At 61.6% G+C, this 21,802-nt stretch carries 21 protein-coding genes, 1 other RNA gene and 1 pseudogene; 10 read left to right on the forward strand and 13 right to left on the reverse strand.

Going from position 1 to position 21,802, the window contains the following annotated elements:
• Positions 1-140 precede the first annotated feature (140 nt).
• Positions 141-647 (forward strand): GNAT family N-acetyltransferase, encoded by a 507-nt coding sequence (locus AB5Y93_RS02685; RefSeq protein ID WP_010673966.1) that lies wholly within the window; start codon positions 141-143, stop codon positions 645-647.
• Positions 648-719: 72 nt separating this feature from the next.
• Here AB5Y93_RS02685 and AB5Y93_RS02690 read toward each other — a convergent pair whose 3' ends face one another.
• Positions 720-1,220, reverse strand: coding sequence for an SRPBCC domain-containing protein (locus tag AB5Y93_RS02690; RefSeq protein WP_010673967.1), 501 nt, complete (start codon positions 1,218-1,220; stop codon positions 720-722).
• Positions 1,221-1,402: 182 nt separating this feature from the next.
• Here AB5Y93_RS02690 and AB5Y93_RS02695 point away from each other — a divergent pair, with 182 nt between their 5' ends.
• Positions 1,403-1,843, forward strand: coding sequence for a GNAT family N-acetyltransferase (locus tag AB5Y93_RS02695; RefSeq protein ID WP_041212649.1), 441 nt, complete (start codon positions 1,403-1,405; stop codon positions 1,841-1,843).
• A gap of 133 nt (positions 1,844-1,976) precedes the next feature.
• On the opposite strand, the gene AB5Y93_RS02700 is transcribed toward AB5Y93_RS02695, so the two are convergent.
• The 6 genes from AB5Y93_RS02700 to uxaC all read right to left on the reverse strand — a co-directional run bounded on the left by AB5Y93_RS02700 (position 1,977) and on the right by uxaC (position 8,599).
• Complete coding sequence (locus AB5Y93_RS02700; protein WP_128296023.1) at positions 1,977-2,597, reverse strand: bifunctional 4-hydroxy-2-oxoglutarate aldolase/2-dehydro-3-deoxy-phosphogluconate aldolase; 621 nt, start codon at positions 2,595-2,597, stop codon at positions 1,977-1,979.
• Positions 2,590-3,537 (reverse strand): sugar kinase, encoded by a 948-nt coding sequence (locus AB5Y93_RS02705; RefSeq protein WP_182954547.1) that lies wholly within the window; start codon positions 3,535-3,537, stop codon positions 2,590-2,592. The genes AB5Y93_RS02700 and AB5Y93_RS02705 overlap by 8 nt, the downstream gene beginning before the upstream one ends.
• A 21-nt stretch (positions 3,538-3,558) precedes the next feature.
• Positions 3,559-4,107: a YgjV family protein gene (locus AB5Y93_RS02710; protein ID WP_139736699.1), complete on the reverse strand. Its 549-nt coding sequence runs from the start codon at positions 4,105-4,107 to the stop codon at positions 3,559-3,561.
• Entirely contained in the window at positions 4,104-5,591 is a 1,488-nt protein-coding gene (locus AB5Y93_RS02715) for a UxaA family hydrolase (RefSeq protein WP_368228754.1), read from the reverse strand. Before AB5Y93_RS02715 ends, AB5Y93_RS02710 begins: the two co-directional genes overlap by 4 nt.
• Positions 5,592-5,600: 9 nt before the next feature.
• Positions 5,601-7,064, reverse strand: coding sequence for a tagaturonate reductase (locus tag AB5Y93_RS02720; protein ID WP_201968722.1), 1,464 nt, complete (start codon positions 7,062-7,064; stop codon positions 5,601-5,603).
• A gap of 122 nt (positions 7,065-7,186) precedes the next feature.
• The gene (uxaC, locus tag AB5Y93_RS02725) at positions 7,187-8,599 is read right to left on the reverse strand and encodes a glucuronate isomerase (protein ID WP_069652824.1); all 1,413 of its coding nucleotides are present in this window, start codon (positions 8,597-8,599) and stop codon (positions 7,187-7,189) included.
• Between the two features lie 436 nt (positions 8,600-9,035).
• On the opposite strand from uxaC, the gene AB5Y93_RS02730 reads away from it, so the two are divergent.
• From AB5Y93_RS02730 to exuR, 4 genes are all read left to right on the forward strand, one after another.
• Entirely contained in the window at positions 9,036-10,025 is a 990-nt protein-coding gene (locus AB5Y93_RS02730) for a TRAP transporter substrate-binding protein (RefSeq protein ID WP_368228755.1), read from the forward strand.
• Positions 10,026-10,069: 44 nt separating this feature from the next.
• Positions 10,070-10,591: a TRAP transporter small permease gene (locus AB5Y93_RS02735; RefSeq protein WP_043154535.1), complete on the forward strand. Its 522-nt coding sequence runs from the start codon at positions 10,070-10,072 to the stop codon at positions 10,589-10,591.
• Positions 10,591-11,892, forward strand: coding sequence for a TRAP transporter large permease (locus tag AB5Y93_RS02740; protein ID WP_043154537.1), 1,302 nt, complete (start codon positions 10,591-10,593; stop codon positions 11,890-11,892). Before AB5Y93_RS02735 ends, AB5Y93_RS02740 begins: the two co-directional genes overlap by 1 nt.
• A gap of 130 nt (positions 11,893-12,022) precedes the next feature.
• On the forward strand, positions 12,023-12,802 hold the full coding sequence (gene exuR / locus AB5Y93_RS02745) for a transcriptional regulator ExuR (protein WP_045525244.1): 780 nt from the start codon (positions 12,023-12,025) through the stop codon (positions 12,800-12,802).
• Positions 12,803-13,082: 280 nt separating this feature from the next.
• Here exuR and ssrA read toward each other — a convergent pair.
• Positions 13,083-13,442, reverse strand: a transfer-messenger RNA (tmRNA) gene (gene ssrA, locus AB5Y93_RS02750).
• Between the two features lie 122 nt (positions 13,443-13,564).
• A complete protein-coding gene (gene smpB, locus AB5Y93_RS02755; protein WP_010673973.1) occupies positions 13,565-14,053 on the reverse strand; it encodes an SsrA-binding protein SmpB in 489 nt (162 codons plus the stop codon).
• A 248-nt stretch (positions 14,054-14,301) separates the two neighbouring features.
• Here smpB and AB5Y93_RS02760 point away from each other — a divergent pair, with 248 nt between their 5' ends.
• A complete protein-coding gene (locus AB5Y93_RS02760; protein WP_010673974.1) occupies positions 14,302-14,736 on the forward strand; it encodes an SRPBCC family protein in 435 nt (144 codons plus the stop codon).
• The gene (locus AB5Y93_RS02765; protein ID WP_039039886.1) at positions 14,729-15,085 is read left to right on the forward strand and encodes an RnfH family protein; all 357 of its coding nucleotides are present in this window, start codon (positions 14,729-14,731) and stop codon (positions 15,083-15,085) included. Before AB5Y93_RS02760 ends, AB5Y93_RS02765 begins: the two co-directional genes overlap by 8 nt.
• A 67-nt stretch (positions 15,086-15,152) precedes the next feature.
• On the opposite strand, the gene AB5Y93_RS02770 is transcribed toward AB5Y93_RS02765, so the two are convergent.
• The 4 genes and pseudogenes from AB5Y93_RS02770 to AB5Y93_RS02785 all read right to left on the reverse strand — a co-directional run bounded on the left by AB5Y93_RS02770 (position 15,153) and on the right by AB5Y93_RS02785 (position 18,348).
• Positions 15,153-15,788: an NAD-dependent epimerase/dehydratase family protein gene (locus tag AB5Y93_RS02770; protein ID WP_223919685.1), complete on the reverse strand. Its 636-nt coding sequence runs from the start codon at positions 15,786-15,788 to the stop codon at positions 15,153-15,155.
• A gap of 100 nt (positions 15,789-15,888) precedes the next feature.
• The gene (locus AB5Y93_RS02775; RefSeq protein WP_029314185.1) at positions 15,889-16,227 is read right to left on the reverse strand and encodes an outer membrane protein assembly factor BamE; all 339 of its coding nucleotides are present in this window, start codon (positions 16,225-16,227) and stop codon (positions 15,889-15,891) included.
• 132 nt (positions 16,228-16,359) lie between these two features.
• Positions 16,360-17,415 (reverse strand): annotated as a pseudogene (gene yiaY, locus AB5Y93_RS02780) (L-threonine dehydrogenase); the annotation flags it as partial.
• 249 nt (positions 17,416-17,664) lie between these two features.
• The gene (locus AB5Y93_RS02785; protein ID WP_109421871.1) at positions 17,665-18,348 is read right to left on the reverse strand and encodes a helix-turn-helix transcriptional regulator; all 684 of its coding nucleotides are present in this window, start codon (positions 18,346-18,348) and stop codon (positions 17,665-17,667) included.
• Between the two features lie 443 nt (positions 18,349-18,791).
• On the opposite strand from AB5Y93_RS02785, the gene AB5Y93_RS02790 reads away from it, so the two are divergent.
• Both AB5Y93_RS02790 and AB5Y93_RS02795 read left to right on the forward strand, forming a co-directional pair.
• Entirely contained in the window at positions 18,792-21,005 is a 2,214-nt protein-coding gene (locus AB5Y93_RS02790) for a DNA-binding protein (protein WP_368228756.1), read from the forward strand.
• Between the two features lie 42 nt (positions 21,006-21,047).
• Positions 21,048-21,770: an AAA family ATPase gene (locus AB5Y93_RS02795; protein ID WP_069652694.1), complete on the forward strand. Its 723-nt coding sequence runs from the start codon at positions 21,048-21,050 to the stop codon at positions 21,768-21,770.
• Positions 21,771-21,802 lie beyond the last annotated feature (32 nt).

Below are 21,802 nucleotides of genomic sequence, written 5' to 3' on the forward strand. Positions count from 1 at the left end.
GGGAGCTGATCGCGAAGCCTGGTACGGGGTCTGTCAGGCGTTTTCCTGAGTCCGCCCTCCCATTTTCAGACAAAGGCAGTGAAGAGGCGCACCACTTCTGTGGAATAATGGCCGCCCTGCTGTACGAGGAGTAACGCTGTATGTTGAGAACCGAGCGTCCCGGCGACATGCTGCCAGTCTATGAGCTGGTGAGTGCCGCCTTTGGTCGTCCCGACGAGGCCGAACTGGTCAACCGCCTGCGAGAATGTGGGGCCGCCGTGGTCACCATGGTCGAGGAGGAAGAGTACGAGTTCATGGGGCACCTGATGCTGAGCCCGATCACCATTGAGGGACAGGAAGGGCCCTGGCTGGGACTGGCACCCGTGGCCGTGCATCCCGACTGGCAGGGGCAGGGCATTGGCTCGGATCTGGTGCGGGAAGGGCTGGACACGGCACTGGAGATGGACTGGAAGGCGGTGGTGGTGCTCGGGGATCCCGCCTACTACGCCCGTTTCGGCTTTCGGCCTGCCAGCGACTTCGGCCTGCACTGCATCTACGAGGTGCCGACGGAGTGTTTCATGGCGATGGAGTTGCAACCCGGCGGGCTCGACGGGGTAAGGGGCGAGGTGCTCTATCACCCCCTGTTCGATGAAGAGCCGGTGGAGTGACCGCCTGCCTATCCATGAAAAAGGACCCTGAGCGGGTCCTTTTTCGTGCCATGCCCATCGCTTGAATGGACGTCACTGGGCCAGGGATTTCAGCTGCTGCTTGCCCGGCGGGTTGTTCCAGTCGATGGGGCCGTGGGTGAAACGGTACTGAAGCCTCGGCAGACTCAGTTCCAGCCACTCCTCCCGGAAGTAGGCATAGCCCTGGTCCCAGTCCGGATCCTGCGCCCAGCCGGTTTGCAGGAAGTGGAGCCGGGTGCCCTGGCCCTCCGGCACGAAGCGCAGGCTGACCTGGGTCTTCTGCTGACGAATGTGGGGAAACTGGGGAGGGAAATTCCAGCTGAAGCTGAGCAGATCATGGGGCATGACCGCCATCACCCGGCACCCTTCGCTGCCACGCTCGCCGAGGGGAGCATCGGGTCTGAAATAGATCTCGAACGGTCCGTTGGGTTCCGGGACCATGAGGCACTCCGGCGCCAGAAAACTGCGCAGCCCGCTCTCCGTGGTCCAGGCCCGCCAGACGTCGTCAATGTGGGCGGGTACCAGAATACTGCCTTCAATTTGCTTGTTATCCATAAATCAGTGAACCTCAAACCAGTCATGGACGGGACCTCGGCAGTATAGCCTCTGAGGCGATAAAATAGGCAGCCCTGTGTCACACGGTTACGTATTCAAGAGGGTCCACATTGCCGATTTGACAGCACGACGGGATCCATCGAGAGTGGGAAGCGACAAGCACGCAACGCAAGGATGGTGTCATGATCAGAATGATGACGGAAGCTGACGAGCCCATGCTGGCGCAGCTCTTCCTCAAGGGAAGGCGCCAGGCTTTCCATTGGGTTGATCCCGCCCTGTTCCGGCTCGAGGATTTTGCCGAGCAGACCCGGGGCGAGGAGATCTGGGTGGCGGAGAAAGGGGGCAGCCCGTGCGGATTCGTCTCCATCTGGGGGGCCGAGAGCTTTGTGCATCATCTCTACGTGGTGGCGGACTGGCACGGGCAGGGCATGGGGCGGGCCTTGCTTGCCGCCGGCTTGGCCGGATACCCCTCCCCGGCATCCCTCAAGGTGGCCATGCGCAACACCACGGCGATGGCTTTCTATCATCGCTTGGGCTGGGAGAACACCGAAGAGACGGGTCATTGCGACATCACGGGGCCCTGGCGCAGGCTGGTGTTGACGCCTGATGACGCAGGGGAATAAGCCGCTGGCAGACTGCTGCAACCGCACCGCACATTGATCTCCAGCCCTTGCAGGGCATAAAAAAGCCACTTCGCGGGAAGTGGCTCTTCAACACATCCGGGGGAGGGCAGACCTTCCCACGCTCAACCGATGATCACAGGGCCGCCACGGCCTCTCTTACCAGGGCGGCCAGCTCTTCCCATCTGCCCTCGTCGATGAGCTTGGCCGGCACCATCCAGGTGCCGCCGCAGGCGATCACGGCATTCAGCCCCAGATACTCCTTCAGATTGGCCGGCGTCACGCCGCCGGTGGGCATGAAGCGCACCGGATAGACGGCGCCCAGGGCCTTGAGCATGGCGGTGCCGCCAGACTGCTCGGCCGGGAAGAACTTGAGGTGGCGAAGCCCCATCTCCATGGCCTGCTCCACCAGGCTGGGGTTGTTGACCCCGGGGATGATGGTGACGTCCTTGTCCAGACAGTACTGCACCGTGGTCGGGTTGAAGCCGGGGCTGACGATGAAGTCGGCGCCCGCCGCAACGGCCGCATCCACCTGCTCGCGGTTGAGCACGGTGCCGGCCCCGATCAGCAGATCCGGGTAGGCCGCGCGCATCTGGCGGATGGCCTCGGCGGCGGCGGGGGTGCGGAAGGTCACCTCGGCGGCGGGCAGGCCATTTTCCACCAGCACCCGGGCGAGAGGGACGGCCTGGGCAGCATCTTTCAGCGCGATGACGGGGATCACCTTGAGGGCTTCGAGGCGGGCGATGAGATCAGACATGGTGCGTTTCCTTGAGTGATGGCATGTGGGAGGGGGGAATGATGGCCCCCGGATACTGGATGACGGCCGCCGCCAGGCGGTGGCCTGCCCGGGCGGCGTCGGTGACGTCGGCCCCTTGCAGGCGTGCGGCGAGATAACCGGCGCTGAAGGAGTCGCCCGCCGCCGTGGTGTCGATCACCTGTTCGGCGGACAACCGCAGGGCGGCGATTTCGATCCGCTGCGCTGCCGTGACCACCAGGCAAGGCTCAGAGCCGCGCTTGACGACGATCTCGCCCACCCCGAAGCCCTGGCTGCGGGCGAGGCAGGTTTCGACCTCCGCGTCGCCCCAGAGTGCCTGCTCGTCATCCAGGGTCAGCAGGGCGATGTCCGCCAGGCGCAGGATGGCGGTGTAGGCCTCTTTGGCGGTCTCCTTGTCTTGCCAGAGGCGGGGGCGGTAGTTGTTGTCAAAGGCAATTCTGGCCCCCCGGGCGCGGGCTGCGGCGAGTCCTTCCAGCAGGCGCTGGCGCGAGGCGGGCGGCAGTATGGCCAGGCTGATGCCGCTCACGTAGACAAGATCGCACTGGCTCAGGGCGGCGAGAATGGCCTCGCCCTCGGGTTGCGCCAGCCAGTAGCGGGCGGCGGCGTCGCTGCGCCAGTAGGTGAACGAGCGCTCGCCGTCGGCCGCGGTGTCGATGAGATAGAGACCAGGGGCCTTGTCTGCCAGGCGCTGCACCCAGTCGGTATGGATGCCCTCTTGCTGCCAGGCGGCCAGCATCTGGCTGCTGAACCCGTCCTGGCCGAGGGCCGTGACGTAGTGCACCGCGAACGCCTGGCTCCCCAGGCGGGCGAGATAGAGGGCGGTGTTGAGGGTGTCGCCCCCGAAACCTTGTGCCAGCAGGCCTTGCCCGGCTCGGCGCAGCTCCACCATGCATTCGCCGATGACGGCTATCTGTCGGGTCATGGTTTCGACTCCTTGCAATCGTTACAGGGGGTTCGCCAGGGGATGACGCCACATGCGATACATGGTGTGGCAGTTGACGAACAGGAAGGTGGTCTCAATCAGGCTGCCGCCGATGGAGCCGATCAGTATGTTGTGGCTGGTCCAGCACAGGCCGCCCGCCAGCATGCACAGCCGCAGCGCCAGCCCGCGGGCCCGGAACAGGCCCCAGGTGCCGATGGTGGTGCCGATGATGGGGAGCCACTGCACCGCACTGGTGATCCCGGGGATGCCCAGTACCCACACCAGCACGAGGAAGAAGAGCATCACCCAGGGGTTGCGGGTGCGCCCCGAGGCGATGGTGCGACCACAGCTGAGGGCGGCGCTGAGAGCCGCCGTGCTGGCACCCATTAGCAGGAAGTGGACCGCGATGGCTCCCTGGTAGAGACACAGCCGCCAGCGAAAGCGGCTGTCATCCCGTTGCAGGAAGGCGCTCACCCCGACCAGCATGGCGGCAAGGCCGATGCCTTGCGCCAGGGGCTGCTGTTCAATCAGGGTCCAGACCGGTTGCAGCCAGCCAAGCTCGAGACTCACAGGGTGACACCACTCTTGAAGATGGCCAGCTCCCGGAAGTCGTTGCGCTCGTTGCAGGTCGGCTTGCCGTTGGCGATATCGACGATGAGGTCGATGAACTGGGCGAGCAGACTGCTCATGGGAGTGCCCTCAATCAGGGTGCCGGCGTTGAAGTCGATCCAGTGTGGCTTGCGCCTGGCCAGATCGCTGTTGGTGGCAAGCTTGACCGTGGGGGCCGGGCCACCGTAAGGAGTGCCGCGCCCGGTACTGAACAGCACCATGTGGCAGCCTGCGCCGGCCAGGGCGCTGGTGGCGACGGCGTCGTTGCCCGGGGCGCTCAGCAGGTTCAGCCCGGGGCGCTGCAAGCGGGCGCCGTAGGGCAGCACGTCCACCACCTGGCTGTGCCCCGCCTTCTGGGTGCAGCCGAGGGACTTCTCCTCCAGGGTCGAGATGCCGCCCGCCTTGTTGCCGGGGGAGGGGTTCTCGTAGATGGGTTGCTGGTGGTCGATGAAGTACTGCTTGAAGTCGTTGACCATCTGCACTGTCTTGTCGAAGGTCTGCTCGTCCTGGCAGCGGGACATCAGGATGCGCTCGGCGCCAAACATCTCCGGCACCTCGGTCAGCACCGAGCTGCCCCCGTGCTGGATCACGTAGTCGGAGAAGCAGCCGAGCAGCGGATTGGCGGTGATGCCGGAGAGGCCGTCCGAGCCGCCGCACTCCAGCCCGAATTTGAGCTCGCCGAGCCGACCGGGTTGGCGCCTGTCTTGCTGCATCTGCGCGAGCAGCTCGCGCAGCAGTCCCAGCCCGTGCTCCACCTCGTCATCGTGCTGCTGGCACACCATGAAGCGCACCCGGGCGGCATCGATCGGGCCCAGGGTCTCCCTGAAGGCGGCGATCTGGTTGTTCTCGCAGCCCAGCCCCACCACCAGAACCCCCCCCGAGTTGGGGTGGTGCACCAGGTTTTGCAGCAGGGTGCGGGTGTTGAGGTGATCCTGACCGAGTTGGGAGCAGCCGTACTGGTGGCTGAACAGATGCACCCCGTCAATGGCGCCGAGATCGGTGTCGCGCTCGAGCTGTTGCTTCATCTGTTTGGCGAGGGCGTTGACGCAGCCCACGGTGGGCAGGATCCACAGCTCGTTGCGAATGCCGACCTGGCCGTCGTGGCGGCGGTAGACCTGGATCTCCCGGTCCGGCAGCGCGGTGCTGACGTCGATGAGCTCCGGCTGGTAGCTGTACTCGTCGAGATCGCTGAGGTTGGTGGCGAGATTGTGGTGATGGATATGTTCTCCCGCCGCGATGGCGCGGGTGGCGTGGCCGATGGGCAGACCGTACTTGATGATCTGATCCCCTTCAAAGAGGGCCACCAGCGCCAGCTTGTGGCCGCGGGGGAGGGGGTCGCTCAGGGTGAAGGAAACACCTTCGTGCGCTATCTGCTCGCCAGCGGCGAGCTCTCTCAGGGTCACCAGCACATTGTCGGTGGGGTGGATGCGAATCACGGCTTGCATGGTCACTCCTTAGCAGCAGGCGGCCAGCGCCGCGCGCAGGCCCTGCTCGCGGATCCGGGTCAGACAGGCATCGACTCGCTCGACCAGGCCGGGCACCTCGCACAGGGACTGGCCCCAGTGGGCCTCCTGGCCGAGCACCTCTTGCACCAGGGCGCGCTGGGGGATCTCGCCGCGCTCCACCGCAGGCCAGAGGCGGGCGTAGGCGTCGAGCCAGGGTTGATCGTCCTGCAGCGGATAGGCGTGTCCGTTGCGCTCCCCGCGATAGAAGGCGAGCAGGGCGGCGAGGGCAAAGCTCAGGCGCGGCGCCAGGGTGCCCTGCTGCTGTTGATAGGTCAGCAACTGCGGCAGCAAACGGGTGCGGAACTTGGTCATGCCGTTCAGGGCGATGGAGAGCAACTGGTGCTTGATGAAGGGGTTGCGAAAGCGCCCCTGCACGTCGCGGGCGAAGGAGAGCAGCTCTTCTTGCGGCAGGCTCAAGGTCGGCACTATCTCATCGCGCATGATGCGCTCGACGAACTCGCCAATTTCCTCGTCGGCCATGGCCTCGCCCACCGTGTCGAGCCCGGCCAGGAAGGCGACCGGCACCAGGGCGGTGTGGGCGCCGTTGAGGATGGCGACCTTGCGCTCCTTGTAGGGCTTGATGTCGTCGACGATGAGGATGTTGAGTGCCTGCCCGGCGGGCAGCTGATCGAGGCAGAGGGCGCTCGCCAGCCATGCAGGCCCCTGGATCACCAGCAGGTAGAAGTGCTCGGCGGTGACCACGAACTGATCCTGATAGCCAAATTGCGCCTGCAGCTCGGCGTGCTCGTCCCGGGGGAAGCCGGTGACGATGCGATCCACCAGGGTGGAGCAGAAGGTGTTGTGTTCGCGCAGCCAGGTCTGGAAGGCGTCTGGCAGCTGCCACTGGGCGGCGTAGCGCAGCACCAGCTCGCGCAGGGCGTCGCCGTTGTAGTCGATGAGCTCGCACGGCAGCAGCACCCAGCCCTTGTCGGCGGCGCCGTCAAAGTGACTGAAGCGCTCGAACAGCAAGCGGGTCAGCTTGGCCGGGAAGCTCGCGGGCGGAGTGTCGTCGAACTGGTCGTCGGCGTGATAGCTGATCCCGGCTTCCGTGGTGTTGGAGAAGAGGAAGCGGATATCCGGGTTGCGCGCCAGTGCCAGCACCTCGTCGAACTGGCGATAGCAGCTCAGTTCGCGGTTGACGCTGCGGATCAGGCGCTGGGTGCTGATGGCCTTGCCGGACTCGTCCAGCCCGCGGATGACGGTGGTGTAGAGGCCGTCCTGAGTGCTCAGGCTGGGGGGAAAGTCGCTGTCGATGGGGCGCACTATGACCACGCCGGCGTCGAGGCGGGTGTGCTCGTTGAGCAGGTCCAGCTGCCAGTCGATGAAGGCGCGCAGGAAATTCCCCTCGCCAAACTGGATCACGCGGTCCGGATATTGGGCCCCCGGGAAGGCATCACGATTCAGGCGTTGCATCTTGTTGTGGTCCTCATGGGGCTGTGCCCCTGTGGCGGATATGGATGATGGGCGCGGTTTGACCCATGGAATGGTCCGCTCCGGCGGCGGGACATGCCCGCCGCCTCATTTTTTATTTCTGGTCAGTTCAGCTCGATGGCGAAGTAGTCGCGGGCGTTGTGGAAGCAGATGTTCTCCACCATCTGGCCCAGCAGCGCGAGATCGGCCGGGGCCTCACCGTCCGCGACCCAGTGCCCGATCATGCGGCACAGGATGCGGCGGAAGTATTCGTGACGGGTGTAGGAGAGGAAGCTGCGGCTGTCGGTCAGCATGCCGACGAAGCGACTGAGCAGGCCGAGCTGGGCGAGCTGGGTCATCTGGCGCTCCATGCCATCCTTCTGATCGTTGAACCACCAGCCCGAACCGAACTGCATCTTGCCGGGAAGGTTGTCCCCCTGGAAGTTGCCGATCATGGTGCCGAGCACCTCGTTGTCCCTCGGGTTCAGGCAGTAGAGGATGGTCTTGGGCAGCGTCCCTTGCGCGTCCTGGGCGTCGAGCAGGCGGGAGAGCGCCTTGGCCACGGGAGCGTCGTGGATGGAGTCAAAGCCGGTGTCCGGCCCCAGGGTCAGCAGGCGGCGGCTGTTGTTGTTGCGCAGCGCCCCGATGTGGTACTGCTGCACCCAGCCGCGCCTGTGGTATTCGCCCGCCAGATAGAGCAGCACGGCGGTCTTGAAGGCGGCCACATCGGCGCTCTCCAGTACGGCGCCCCCCAGACGTCGAGTCAGCATGGCGTCGAGAGCCTGTTCGCCGGCCTGGCCGAAGGGCACTTCGTCCAGGGCATGGTCGGCAATCTTGCAGCCGTGTGCGGCGAAGTGATCCAGCCGCACGCCGAGGGCCCGGGTCAGATCGGCAAAGGTGCGGATCTGGATGTCGCTGACCCGGCCGAGTTCGGCCAGATAGTCCGCAAAGCCATGGGCGTCGATGTTGAACGCCTTGTCCGGACGCCAGCTCGGCAGCACCTTGATGTCGAAGCCGCCGTCGGCCGCGATGGCGGCGTGGTGGCGCAGATCGTCGACGGGATCGTCCGTGGTGCCCACCATCTTGACGTTCATCTGTTTCATGATGCCGCGGGCCGAGAAGTCGGGCTGGGCCAGCTTGTCGTTGCACTGGTGCCAGATGGCCTGTGCGGTCTGCGGCCCCAGCAGCTGGCCCGTGATGCCAAAGGGCCGCTTGAGCTCGAGATGGGTCCAGTGATAGAGGGGGTTGCCGATGGTGTGGGGCACGGTGCGGGCCCAGGCCTCGAACTTGGCGTAGTCGTCGGCATCCCCGGTGCAGAAGCGTTCATCCACTCCGTTTGAGCGCATGGCGCGCCACTTGTAGTGATCCCCCTTGAGCCAGATCTCATACAGGTTGGCGAAGCGGTGATCCTCGGCAATCAGCTGGGGCGGCAGGTGGCAGTGATAGTCGAAGATGGGCTGTCCGGCGGCGAAGCCGTGATAAAGCTGGCGCGAGAATTCGGTATCCAGCAGAAAGTCATCGGTCATGAAGGCGGTCATTCGCTTGCTCCCTACGAGAGTGCTCGGTGAAGTGGAGATAGTTGTTGGACCAATTATTCTTATTGCCAGACATCTCGTCCAGTCACCATATTGAAAAAACACCGGTCGGCTCACAAAATCGTCGAATTAAACCATTTTGAGTCTCAAAGAGGGCCTTCAATGGTGCCTAACAGGGTGAGAAAGAGCGGGAAAGAGGATGAAGAGGCTGGATGAGAGGTTTGTATGACACCTTTTTACTCTTGTGGATCGGGAAAATGTGACCTGCGTTGGGTTTATCACAGCCCATTTGTGGGGGTATGCCGTTTTTGTGATGGTTCTCAACATTCATAGATGTTCTACCAATTACAGTGTGCATCACAAAGATGTAGGACATTAAGACTGACTCCTCAGGGAAGAGGTCTAGCAGATAAACGCACACACTTGAGGTCCCGCTCCAATGAAAATGAAAACCATCGCCGTCGCCATCCTGATGGCCGCCCCCCTGGCCCTGACAGCCTTCTCTTCCCATGCCATGGAGAGAGTGACGCTGAAGCTGGCCCATAACCTGGACACCAACCATGTGGTACACCAGGCGTTGGCCCAGATGGCCAAGGAGATCAGCACCGCCTCCGACGGCAAGATGAAGCTGCGCATCTACCCGGGTGGCCAGATGGGCGGTCCCCGTGAGACCCTGGAGTTGCTGCAAAACGGCGCCCTGGACATGACCAAGGCCAGTGCCAGCGAGATGGAACCCTTCTCGCCCGCCTTCTCCATCTTCAGCCTGCCTTACCTGTTCAAGGATCAGGCCCACTTCAACAAAGTCATTTACGGCCCCGTGGGCGAATCCATGATGGCCCAGACCCGTGATAAGGGCTTCGTCTCCATCGCCGCCTACGTGGCGGGGACCCGCAGCTTCTACGCCAACAAGCCTATTCACACCCCGGCCGACATGAAGGGGATGAAGATCCGGGTGGTCGCCACCCCCACCACCATCAAGCTGATCGAACTGCTGGGTGCGGCCCCGGCCCCGATCCCCTTCGGTGAGGTCTACACCGCACTGCAGCAAGGGGTCATCGACGGCGCCGAGAACAACGAGCCCTCCTACGTGCAGACTCGTCATGTCGAGGTAGCCAAGTTCTACGCCGAAGATCAGCACACTTCTGTGCCCGATTTCCTGGTGATCTCGAGCAAGGTGCTGGACAAGCTTTCCGACGAACAGAAGGCCATCCTCACCACTGCCGCCAAGCACTCGGAAACCTACGAACAGGAGCTGTGGGACAAGGAGGTCGCGGCATCTCGCAAGCAGGCGACCGACGCGGGGGCAACCTTCATCCAGGTCGACAAGGAGGCTTTCCGCACTGCGCTGGCCCCCCTGTATGACGATTTCCGCAAGGATCCGATACGCGGTGAGTGGCTCACCAAGATCGAGAATGAAGCCGGTCAGTAATCATGAGGGGAGGGCGACGAGATCGCCCTCCCGGGAGAACCGCAATGCGTCTTGAAAAGTTCAAGCAACCCATCGACAGGTTGCTCGCCGGGTTTACCGTCGCCGTGATGGCCATGCTGGTGGTCTGCGTGGTCTGGCAGGTGTTCAGCCGCTACGTGCTGGCACAGCCGAGCACCATGACCGACGAGATAGCCCGCTTCAGCATGATCTGGGTGGGATTGCTGGGAGCGGCCTACGCCACCGGCAAGCGTCGCCACCTCAGCATCGACCTGTTCGTTTCCGACCTCAAGGGAGGGCGCAAGCTCGCCAACCAGCTGTTCGTGGATCTCTGCGTGCTGCTGTTTTCCAGCGGCGCCATGGTGTGGGGCGGCCTGACCCTGGTGACCAAGGTCTACAGCACCGGCCAGGTCTCCCCGGCCATGCAGTTGCCGATGGCCTATGTCTACGCCGTGCTGCCCCTGAGCGGCCTCATCATCAGTTATTATTGTGTGCTCTTCATGCTGGAGACCCTGCTCGACAGTCTGGCGCCCACCCCCGATCTTGCCCCCTCAGAGGAGAACATCTGATGGATTGGACCATAGCCCTGGTCATGTTCGGCTCCTTCTTCGTGTTGGTGTTCGCGGGCGTGCCCATCTCTTTCTCCATCGGCCTGGCGACCCTGGCCTCCGGCATGATGATGCTGCCGATGGAAACCATCCTTGCGGTGGTCGGCCAGAAGATGGCCACCGGCCTCGACAGCTTCTCCCTGCTGGCGATCCCCTTCTTCATCCTGGCGGGGACCCTGATGAACTGCGGCGGCATCGCCCAGCGGCTCATCAATTTCTCCCAGGTGCTGGTGGGCCGCATGCCGGGCTCGCTCGGCCACGTGAACGTCATGGCCAACATGCTGTTCGGCTCCATCTCGGGATCGGCGGTGGCAGCCGCGGCCGCGGTGGGTGGCACCATGGCCCCCATGCAGAAGAAGTCCGGCTATGATCCGGCCTATTCGGCGGCCATCAACGTGACCTCCTGCATCACGGGTCTGCTGATCCCGCCCTCCAACGTGCTCATCATCTATGCCCTGACCGCCGGCGGCATCTCGGTGGCCACCCTGTTCATGGCCGGTTACGTCCCCGGCATCCTGATGGGGCTCAGCATCATGGCCGTGGGAGCCATCATCGCCAAGCGCCGTGGCTACCCGGTTGCGGAGCGACCCTCCTTTGCCATGGTGATGCGCGCCTTCTGGGATGCCATCCCCAGCCTGCTGCTGGTGGTGGTGGTCATGGGCGGGATCCTGGGGGGCATCTTCACCGCCACCGAAGCCTCCGCCATCGCCGTGGTCTACACCTTCGTACTCTCGGTGCTCATCTACCGCGAAGTGAAGTTCAAGGATCTGCCGGCCATCATGCTGGACTCGGTCATCACTACCGCCATCGTGCTGCTGCTGATCGGCATCTCGGTGGGCATGTCCTGGGCCATGACCAATGCGGATATCCCCTACACCATCAGTGACGCCTTGATGAATGTCTCCGATAACCCTCTGGTCATCCTGCTCATCATCAACGTGATCCTGCTCATCGTGGGCGTCTTCATGGACATGACCCCGGCGGTGCTGATCTTCACCCCGATCTTCCTGCCCATCGTCACCGAGCTCGGCATGGATCCGGTCCACTTCGGCATCATGATGATCTTCAACCTCTGCATCGGGCTCTGTACACCGCCGGTGGGCAGTGCGTTGTTTGTGGGGTGTTCGGTCTCGGGGGTCAAGCTGCAGGCCCTGATCCGGCCCATGCTGCCCTTCTTCTTCGTCTTGCTGCTGAGCCTGATGGCGGTGACCTACATACCGTCACTCAGCCTCTTCCTGCCGGGACTGTTTGGCATGCATTGAGTCATGAGAGAGCAAGTGAGCCCAGGGCTCACTTGTTCATTTTCATGTAAATTGGTATAACAAGTTACCGTATCCGGGGGACAGTCCCGGCACTTGAATAGTATGAGGCTGGGGTGTGAGTGAGATGAATATGGACTTGGTTGAATCAAAGCGTCTCTATCAGAAAGTCGCCGCCGAGCTGAAACAACGCATTGCCAGCCAGCGTTATCAAGTTGGCGAGCGTCTGCCGGCCGAGCGGCTGATTGCCGAGGAGATGGACGTGAGTCGCACCGTGGTGCGCGAAGCCATCATCATGCTGGAAGTGGAAGGGCTGGTGGCGGTGCAGAAAGGGTCCGGGATCCACGTGATCGCCCGGGAGAGCCAGTATGCCGAAGCGACGCCCACCCTGGATGACGCCCTATTGACGGCGGGCCCCTTCGAGCTGCTGCAAGCCAGGCAACTGCTGGAGAGCAATATCGCCGAGTTTGCCGCGACCCAGGTGACCAAGCAGGACATCATGGAGCTGCTGAAGATCCAGGCCCTGGCCCGCAAGGAGGATCGTGCCCGCGATTCGGAGTGGGACAAGCAGTTCCATATCCAGGTGGCCAAGGCGACCCAGAACTCCGTGCTGGTGATCCTGACCGAGCAGCTCTGGCTGCATCGCGAGCGCAACCCCTACTGGCGCAAGCTCCACGAGCATATCGACGACAAGGCCATCTCCAGCTGGTGCGACGATCACGACCAGATCCTCAAGGCCTTGATGCGCAAGGATCCGCAGGCGGCCAAGCTGGCCATGTGGCAGCACCTGGAGAACACCAAGCAGATGCTCTTCCAGGCCACCATCTTCGATGACGAAATGGAGGATGACCGCTACCTCTTCTCCGAAAATCCCGTCGTTCATCTGACCCAGCATTCCACTGCCAACGGCTAGTGGAAGGTTCTCGGGGGCGAATCCTCGAGGCTGTTTCAACCCCATGGAGGCGCTGGGCTGATGGCGTAGCCCAGAGCTCCCGGGCAAATTGCCGCTCCACTCGCCGGTTTTTGCTGGCGACGCCACCTGGAGCTGGCCCATGTCAAATGCAGCCACCCCTCGCAGAGCCTTTGGCCTGATCTGGAGATGTGCTGCGCTCGTGGGGCGGTTACATCCTCTGAAAGCCAGAAAAATGATACAAAAAGGGCCACTTCTTGCGAAGTGGCCCTTTCCAAACGTTTGGTGGAGCTGGGGGGATTTGAACCCCCGTCCAAAATTACTACATCCTCGGTACTACATGCTTAGTCACTCTTTACATTCGCCAACACGCTGCGGAGAGACACGCCACGCATTGACTAGCTCGATTGGTTTTAATGCTTCCGCCCCGAGCAGGACTTCCACACGATCCTGTGAAGGATGACCTTCCATTTCCCTAGGACACAGGCAAGCTAGGGGAGAAGGGCTCAGCGCAGGTTATTAAGCTGCGAGTGCGTAGTTTTCGTCGTTTGCGACTATTTTTTTGCGGTTTATTAACGAGGCCTACCGCACCTCGGCATGCACCTTGGGTTTCGTGAATCTTGTCGAATCCAGAATCAGCCCCAAGTTGTCAAAAGGGATTGTACGCAAAAATCCTGTCATGGCAAGGCGTTGATGGCAATCGACCGGCCTTGGCCGGTCGATTGCTGGTTTATTGGACGCCTTGCCATGGCGGGTGGCGCACAATCAACCGCGGTGTTTGTTTTTCATGATGCGGGCTTTTTCCCGATCCCATTCCCGGGCCTTGGTGTCTTCCCGCTTGTCGTGTTCTTTCTTGCCCTTCACCAGGCCGATCTCGACCTTGACCCAGCACGCTTTCCAGTAGAGAGCCAGCGGCACTATGGTGTAGCCCTGACGAGCGGTCAGGCTCTCGAGCTTGTCGAGTTCACGGCGACTGAGCAGCAATTTGCGGGTGCGGGTCGGATCGCATACCACGTGGCTGGAGGCGGCGTTCAGCGGCAGGAAGCTGGAGCCGAACAGGAAGGCTTCCCCCTGCATGAAGATGACATAGGCTTCGCTGATGTTGGCCTTGCCCGCCCGCAGGGACTTCACTTCCCACCCTTGCAGGGACAGGCCGGCTTCCACGCGCTCTTCGATGAAGTACTCGTGACGGGCGGTTCTGTTGAGTGCAATGGTGCTGGACCCGGCTTTGTTTTTACTGTTCTTTTTGCTCATGACGGGGGCCTTAGGCAATGTTTAGGAAGGAGCATTATACGTGGGTGGCGGCGGCTGTAAAACGCACAGCGCTCCGAGTGGCGGCTTTGTGAGCAGTTCGATGACGATTTTGAGGGAAGGGCGGGGCGAGAGCAGACCACACTGGCCGGAAAGTGTGCGATTGCCCTGCTTGGTGACCCGCGAACAGTTTCGGCGGTGATTTTGGCTGACAAGGTGATAAAATCGGGCCGATTGGATGAGGAAAACCCATGCCCCGTATTACTCGCAGTGCCCTGGTGATGTTCAGCGCGGAACAGATGTTCCGGCTGGTCAATGATGTTGATGCCTATCCTGAGTTCCTGCCCGGCTGTGTCGGCAGCCGTGTTCACGAGTCAGGTGAAGACTACATGATGGCCTCGGTCGATGTGGCCAAGGCGGGTATCGCCAAGACCTTTACCACGCGCAACCAGCTCGATGCCAATCGCACCATCAAGATGGAGCTGGTGGAGGGGCCTTTCAGCAAGCTGGCGGGATGGTGGACCTTCACGCCCCTGGACGTTGATGCCTGCAAGGTGGAGTTCGATCTCGACTTCGAGTTCACCTCCAAGCTCATTGAGCTGGCCTTTGGCCAGATCTTCCGCGAGCTGGTGAGCTCCATGGTGCTTGCCTTCTCCAATCGTGCCAAGGTGGTTTACGGTGTCTGAGCTCCTCAATATCGAAGTGGCCTATGCCCTGCCCGAGCGGCAGACGGTGCTGTGCATCCGGGTCGCGCCCGAGACCAGCGTGCTGGCGGCCATCGAACAGTCCGGCATCCTGCAAAAGCACCCGGAGATCGACCTGTCGGTCAACAAGTTCGGTATCTACAGCCGTCCGGTGAAGGGCACAGAGTCGGTGCAGGAGGGGGATCGCATCGAGATCTACCGCCCTCTCATCGCCGATCCCAAGGAGATGCGCAAGAAGCGTGCGGAAAAAGCCAAGGAAGAGGGGCGTGCCGATGTGGTCACCGGCGGGCGGCCCGATGTGCACCGCAAGCGAGACGATGCCGGCACCTGACGGGTGATGGGTTGTGACAAGGGGCGCCGTGGCGCCCCTTTGTGATCGTCTCGCCCGGCACGGGGCATCACAGGATGAGCAGGCGCTCGTTTTCCACCGTCTCTATCCCGCTCTCCTGGATGGCAAGGCGCGCCATGGCGTGCGCCACCTGACTGGCCTCGATGGCACGCCAGCGGCGCAGCGACCCGCGCAGCAGGGGCTTTACCAGCGGATAGATGGCCTGGATGATCTGCTCCGAACGGCGCGCAGGTTCGCGATGGCCGAGCAGCATGGCCGGGCGCAGGATGACGAGCCGCTGCCACTCCTGGGCCAGCAGGGCCTGCTCCATCTCGCCCTTGGTGCGGGGATAGAGGGCAGGGGAACCCGGATTGGCGCCCAGACTGGAGACCACCAGCAGGCGGCGGCAGCCGTGGCGACGGGCGAGCGCGGCAAAGGCCAGCACATAGTCGAGATCGACCCGGCGAAATGCCTCGGCCGAGCCGGCATCCTTGCGGGTGGTGCCAAGGCAGCAGAAGGCAAGGTCCACAGGGGAGGGCAGCGTCAATCTGTCCAGCGCGTCGAACGAGGTGGGCAGCCAGGTGCGTCCCGGAGCGGGGTCGCCCGGTTTGCGGCAGAGCAGGAGGAGGTCGTGCTCCGTCCCCAGCTCGCGCAGCAAGGCTTTGCCAATCAGACCGGTGGCGCCGGCAATCAGGAATCGACTCATGATGATCTCCTCGGGGCAATGAGGCGTCCAGAGTGTGGCCCGGCGACATCACCGGTGCCAGAGAGAACAAAACCGGCAGAAGCCGGTTTTGTGATGTCATCTAGAGCGGTGTGGTGAAGGCGGCAGGGAGAGGGAAATCACCGGTCACGGTGGCCAGTCTGTCACCCACGAAGTTGAGGGTCAGCTCCTTGCGCTCCTTGTCGCCCCGACCGGGCTGGAACTCATAGAGGTAGTACCAGGTGTTGGGGTCAAAGCTGTCGCGCAACATGGGAGAACCCAGCACGAACTCGACCTGTTCGCGGGTCATGCCCTGGCGCAGCTTGTCGACCTGCTTTTGTTCCACATAGTTGCCCTGGGGAATATCGATGCGATAGACCAGGCTGCAACCGGACAGGGTGAGGGCGGTCAGGGCCGCGGCAATCAGGTGTTTCATCCGCATATCGGGTTCAGATCATCCATACAGTCTTTTTAGCTCGGCAAATCATACCCACTCCCCGTGCGGAAGTAAAAAGCCATTGATCCATCAGCCAATAAAAAGGGCCGCGTGGCGGCCCTGGCAGATCTTGCCCCCTTACATGGCGGCGCGGAAGATGGCGACGATCTCCGCGTGAGTCGCCTGCCTGGGGTTGGTGAGACCACAGGCATCCTTGAGCGCATTGGTGGCCAGCACGTCGAGGTCGTCGGCCCTGACCCCGAGCTGCTCCAGACCGGCGGGGATCTTGACGTCGCGAGCCAGTTGCCGGATGGCGTCAATGGCTGCCGCCGCACCCTGCTCATCGCTCATGGCGCTCACATCCACCCCCATATGACGGGCTACATCCTTGAGCCGGCCGGCGCACACCCGGGCGTTGTAGGCCTGGACATGGGGCAGCAGCACCGCATTGCACACCCCGTGGGGCAGGTCGTAGAAGCCCCCGAGCTGGTGAGCCATGGCGTGCACATAGCCCAGGCTTGCGTTGTTGAAGGCCATGCCGGCCAGGAACTGGGCATAGGCCATCTGCTCACGGGCATGGAGATCCTCCCCCTGATGCACGGCGGTGCGAAGGTGTTCGGCAATCAGTGCGATGGCCATCACGGCGCTGGCATCGGTGACCGGGGTAGCGGCGGTGGAGACATAGGCCTCGATGGCGTGGGTCAGGGCATCCATGCCGGTGGCTGCGGTGAGGCCGGCGGGCTTGGCCAGCATCAGTTCCGGGTCGTTGACCGACATCAGCGGCGTGACGTGCTTGTCGATAATGGCCATTTTCACCTGACGGGATTCGTCGGTAATGATGCAAAAACGGGTCATCTCGGAGGCGGTACCGGCGGTGGTATTGATGGCGATGAGCGGCAACTGCGGCTTGGCGGAGCGATCCACCCCCTCGTAATCCTTGATGCTGCCCCCATTGGCGGCCACCAGGGCGATGCCCTTGGCGCAGTCGTGGGGTGAGCCGCCGCCGAGCGAAATGACGCAGTCACAGCCGTGGGCCCGGATCATCGCAAGACCCGCCTCGACGTTGGCCACGGTGGGATTGGGTCTGGTCTCGTCGAACACCACGGCATCGATGCCGTGCTCGGCCAGGAGGGTGGCGAGCCGGCCCACCACGCCAATCTGGCCCAGGATCTTGTCGGTGACGATGAGCGCCTTGCTGTAACCAGTCACCAAGAGTGAGAAAACCGGGAGCAGCCGAAAGCAAGTGGGATCTCGTGGGACAAACTCAAGGCTGATAAGGCTTAGAGGGGGATCGGGAGGTTCTAGGCGCGGGCGGCGCCAAAATGAAAGTTCATGGACGGTCTTCGGGGGCGTTGCGCCAAAAATGAAAACCCAGGGCGGGTGGTCGGCAATGTAGTTTGGGGTTTAACTCGGCGTTTAAACCCCATTTTGAAGCGGCCCAGGTTAAAAAAAATCGTGTCCTAGCCAGACTACCTTGCCGATGATGCTCAATGACTCCAGCTCGTTGGGGAGCACGGAAAGCGTCTCATACCCTGCCTTGTTATCGCTGATGATATTTACCCCACCATCGACCCGCTTCTGCAACCGCTTGGCATAGAGCTCATCCCCCAGGCGCAGCACGAACAGGCCTCCGTCCTGGATCTGGTTGCGGCTCAGATCTACCAGGATGGAATCGCCAGAATGAATAGTTGGCTCCATGCTGTCACCCTTGGCGAAGACGACGGCCAGGTTGTCCGGGTTGAGCTGGCGGAACTTGAGCCACTTGCGGCGAAAGGCCAGCTTGCGTTTAACCTCATGCTGGTCATTGAACGTTCCGTGCCCGGCACTGACTGCGATGTGGTAGCCATCGATCAGCGCATATTCCTCTTCAAACAGAGCCTTATCCAACCCATCAGGGTTGAGGCTCTCATCTTGTACGTCTTCCTTTGGGCCACGGCCAGTTGCGAGCCAGTCAATTCTAACCCCTGCGGTGTCTGCGATCTTGATGAGCTGGCTCATGTTTGGCTCAGAACGACCATTCAGATACTGGCGCAAAGTGGTATCAGCCATCCCTGCCCTCAACGCAAATGAGCGCGCGCTTTCCGTCCCGATAATCGATTCAAGTCTGTTCTTGAATTCACTTTCCATAAAAGCCCTCAAGAAGGAAAGCGTGCTTTCTTTTGGCGAGAGCACTTTCCATTGTTTAACTCATTGATTCATGAGGAAAAAAACAAAAAACCTCAAATGAGTGAATGCGTGAAAAGAAAAGAGTGAATCTTTCCATTGCAAGAGTTTTTGAGTTGATCAATACTCTCAATTGTTCGCGCAATGCGCGAAAGATTTCTCAAATTGTATCACGGTGACCCCATGAGCATAAGTACAGCCAACCACATCTACGGAGAGCTTAGGAAGCGTGGTTACTCCGTAAGGAACTGGGCCATTGAACGTGGTTTCAGCCCCCGCACCGTACAGGAGTGTATTCACACTTATGCCCCTTGCAAGCACCGGCAGCCAGCCGATGGCACTGTCTCATCGAGGATCATGGCGGGATTGAGTGAAACCCTTGGCGTAGCTCTGTATGGAGATGGCAAATGAAAGAGTGGTTCACATCCATGGAACTTGTCAGTTTGCCGGGCATGCCAACTACGGTACAGGGAGTTCGATACCGCGCAAGATCTGAGCAGTTCAGTTCACGCAAATGTTCGGATGGTAAAGGCAGTGAGTACCACATCAGCTCGCTGCCCGCAGAAACCCGGCGCTACCTGGCAGAGCAGGCTGTTGCCTTGCAGGGACAAACGGTGACCGATCATGCTGCCGGTGGCAAGGCGATGGCCAAGCTGCTTGCCCGCGAGGTGCCAGTGAAGCCGGATGCGGGGCGCAAATTGCTGACCCTGGGTGCCGCCGCCCGTAAGAAGGTAGATGCCCGGTTGTTGATCCTGCAGGCCGCCGATCTCTTCCTAGCACCTTATCAAGCCTGCCAGCAAGGGGAGGTGGGGCGTCGCGCTTTTATCGAGGCATACCGCACCCGCAGCCTGTCACTCCCTGCGAGCGTCTATGAGCAACAAAAGCCGTTCAGCCTGATCACCTTGCGGCGCTGGCAAGGCACCCTGGCGGATGCCGGTCCAGCTGCGCTGGCGGGCAATTACCAGCGGGAGCGGCCATCCAGCGTTGAGCAAAGCCCGGATCTGGCCCGATTCCTCACGGCATTGATCACTGCCAAACCGCACTTGGCCAACAAGTGGGGGGCGCTGCATGAGTTGGCGACCCAGTACAGCGAGATGAACCAGCTTGGCTGGCAGATCCCGAGCCAGTCCTCCTTGCGTCGCTGGCTGGTCAAGTGGTTGGCAGAGAACAAGGTGGCCTTTACCTATGCCACCAACCCCGACGCTTACAACAACAAGTACCGCACTGCCATCGAAGAGATGTACCCCTGGATGGGCCAGCCCAACGACGTCTGGGAGTTCGACAGTACCCCTGTCGATGCCATGTTGGTGGATGGTCGCCACAGCATCATCGCGGTGATCGATGTGTTCACCCGTCGGGTGCGGTTGTTGGTGGCCAAAACCTCGTCGAGCGAGGGGATCTGCCTGCTGCTGCGTAAGACCCTGCTGGCCTGGGGCACCCTCAACGACAACGGGGTGATGCGTACCGACAACGGCTCCGATTACGTGAGCCAGCGAGTCATGTCCATCTGCACCCTGCTCGGTATGAACGTCAGCCGATCCAACGTCTATTCAGGATGGGAGAAGCCGCATATCGAACGCTTCTTCCGCACTCTCTCTCACGGCCTGATCGAGTTGCTGCCTGCCTTTGTCGGGCACTGCGTGGCCGACCGTCAGGTGATCGAAGCTCGCAAGAGCTTTGCCGAACGACTGGAGGAGAAGCGCAAGCCCAATGCAGAGAAGGAGATCTACGAGCTGGCCATGACGGCGGCCGAGCTGCAGATCTTGCTCGATGACTGGCTCGATGCCCGTTACCACAACCGCAAACACAGCTCACTCGGGATGACTCCCAACGAGAAGTATCAAAGCGCCCGCTACCAACGCCGCGCCATTGTCGATGAGTCGGCGCTGGATCTGCTGCTCAACCATATCGGTGAGGCCACCGTTTCCAAGGGCTTTATCAAGGCCGGTGGCCTCAAGTACAGCGCCCCGGAGCTGCTGGAGAACAGTTGGAAGAGCCAGCGGGTCAGCGTGTTCCTCGACCCGAGCGACGTGGGCCGGGCCATCTTGTACCGCACCGGCGACTGGAACGAGCGGATCGAGGCCGTGAACCTCGATTTGTTGGGGAACGGGGTGAGCCCGGATGCCTTCCGCGCCGCCAAGCGTGCCGATGCCAAGGCTCTGGCGAGTTTCCGCCGTGAGATGCGCAGCCTCGCCAAGACCTTCGGCATCAACGAATTGCATCAGGATGTGGTGCGCCATTTCGTTGACCAGGCCCGTGATGTTGCTCAGTTCCAGCGCAGTGATCTTGGGCTCGATAACCCGGCATTGGCGGCGCTTTCAGGCATTGCCTCACCCAGTGAACCGGCCCAATTCAGCGCGGCAGAGCTGGCTGCGATAGAAGCACGCCGCGAAGAAAAAGCGGCCCGTGCCCAGTCGACGGCCGGGCAGGAATCCAGGGCGCTCAAAACCGAATACGAACAGGCCATCTATCTGGCTGAGAAGGAGTTGGATGCCCCGCTGACCGAGCGGGAGAAGGAGTGGCTGACCAAGTACCTCTACAGCCACAAGCTGATGGCGAAACGGATTATCCGCCATCTGGAAAGTATCAGGGCCACTCGTAACACCCAGGCAAAAGGTTAACGAGCGGCCCTGTAGAACCATGAACATAAGGACAAGAAGACTATGAAACACAAGATCGTCGAAGTCAAAAACATGATCAAGACCGAGCAACTGCTCGACAACCTGCTCAACCGCTCCAGCATCGTGCCGGGCATCGGTTTGATCCACGGCCCATCGGGTTTTGGTAAGACCACAGCCGTGGAGTGGCTGTTCAACCAGGACGAGGTGAACGGCATCTATGTGCGCTGTTACAAGGCCGACACGGTGACGAGTTTGCTGGAGCAGATCGCCAAGGAGATCGGCATTCCCCAGCGCCACAACCTGCGGGCCCAGGTCGATGGCATCGTCGAAGCGGTACGGGCGGAGGAGTTGGCCATCTTCGTGGATGAGGCGGATTACGTGGTCGGCAATGCCCGCATCATGGAGACCCTGCGCGATATCTACGACGCCACCGAACAGCCGTTGATCCTGGTTGGGATGGAAGAGATTGCCCGACGCATCAGTCAGCGCAAGCAATTGTTTAACCGGATTTCCCAGTGGATCGAGTTCAAACCGGCCGACCTGGAAGACGTCTCCCTGATTGCCAGCGAAATGCTGGAAGTAGATGTGGAGATCGACGACGCACTGCTGGACCTCATCCGCAAGCGCTCCAACGGGGTGGTGCGCACCATCGTCTCGGCCCTGGACAAGATCGAGAAGATGGCCATGGCCTCTGATGCCCGGATTATCCGGCTGGAGGACGTGGACGCCAGCGAACTGCTGCATGACGTGCGCCGCAGCCGGTAGCCCAGCAAATAACAACAAAGCACGGGAGGGAT

Origin of the sequence: Aeromonas sp. R10-1 (genome assembly GCF_040908465.1) — a bacterium.
Classification (GTDB): domain Bacteria; phylum Pseudomonadota; class Gammaproteobacteria; order Enterobacterales; family Aeromonadaceae; genus Aeromonas; species Aeromonas caviae.

Bases quoted from the DNA above. Each gene is read 5' to 3' on its own strand.
- AB5Y93_RS02685 (WP_010673966.1), top strand. From the start codon at position 141: ATGTTGAGAACCGAGCGTCCCGGCGACATGCTGCCAGTCTATGAGCTG.
- AB5Y93_RS02690 (WP_010673967.1), bottom strand. From the start codon at position 1,220: ATGGATAACAAGCAAATTGAAGGCAGTATTCTGGTACCCGCCCACATT.
- AB5Y93_RS02695 (WP_041212649.1), top strand. From the start codon at position 1,403: ATGATCAGAATGATGACGGAAGCTGACGAGCCCATGCTGGCGCAGCTC.
- AB5Y93_RS02700 (WP_128296023.1), bottom strand. From the start codon at position 2,597: ATGTCTGATCTCATCGCCCGCCTCGAAGCCCTCAAGGTGATCCCCGTC.
- AB5Y93_RS02705 (WP_182954547.1), bottom strand. From the start codon at position 3,537: ATGACCCGACAGATAGCCGTCATCGGCGAATGCATGGTGGAGCTGCGC.
- AB5Y93_RS02715 (WP_368228754.1), bottom strand. From the start codon at position 5,591: ATGCAAGCCGTGATTCGCATCCACCCCACCGACAATGTGCTGGTGACC.
- AB5Y93_RS02720 (WP_201968722.1), bottom strand. From the start codon at position 7,064: ATGCAACGCCTGAATCGTGATGCCTTCCCGGGGGCCCAATATCCGGAC.
- uxaC (WP_069652824.1), bottom strand. From the start codon at position 8,599: ATGACCGCCTTCATGACCGATGACTTTCTGCTGGATACCGAATTCTCG.
- AB5Y93_RS02730 (WP_368228755.1), top strand. From the start codon at position 9,036: ATGAAAATGAAAACCATCGCCGTCGCCATCCTGATGGCCGCCCCCCTG.
- AB5Y93_RS02735 (WP_043154535.1), top strand. From the start codon at position 10,070: ATGCGTCTTGAAAAGTTCAAGCAACCCATCGACAGGTTGCTCGCCGGG.
- AB5Y93_RS02740 (WP_043154537.1), top strand. From the start codon at position 10,591: ATGGATTGGACCATAGCCCTGGTCATGTTCGGCTCCTTCTTCGTGTTG.
- exuR (WP_045525244.1), top strand. From the start codon at position 12,023: ATGGACTTGGTTGAATCAAAGCGTCTCTATCAGAAAGTCGCCGCCGAG.
- smpB (WP_010673973.1), bottom strand. From the start codon at position 14,053: ATGAGCAAAAAGAACAGTAAAAACAAAGCCGGGTCCAGCACCATTGCA.
- AB5Y93_RS02760 (WP_010673974.1), top strand. From the start codon at position 14,302: ATGCCCCGTATTACTCGCAGTGCCCTGGTGATGTTCAGCGCGGAACAG.
- AB5Y93_RS02770 (WP_223919685.1), bottom strand. From the start codon at position 15,788: ATGAGTCGATTCCTGATTGCCGGCGCCACCGGTCTGATTGGCAAAGCC.
- AB5Y93_RS02775 (WP_029314185.1), bottom strand. From the start codon at position 16,227: ATGCGGATGAAACACCTGATTGCCGCGGCCCTGACCGCCCTCACCCTG.
- AB5Y93_RS02785 (WP_109421871.1), bottom strand. From the start codon at position 18,348: ATGGAAAGTGAATTCAAGAACAGACTTGAATCGATTATCGGGACGGAA.
- AB5Y93_RS02790 (WP_368228756.1), top strand. From the start codon at position 18,792: ATGAAAGAGTGGTTCACATCCATGGAACTTGTCAGTTTGCCGGGCATG.
- AB5Y93_RS02795 (WP_069652694.1), top strand. From the start codon at position 21,048: ATGAAACACAAGATCGTCGAAGTCAAAAACATGATCAAGACCGAGCAA.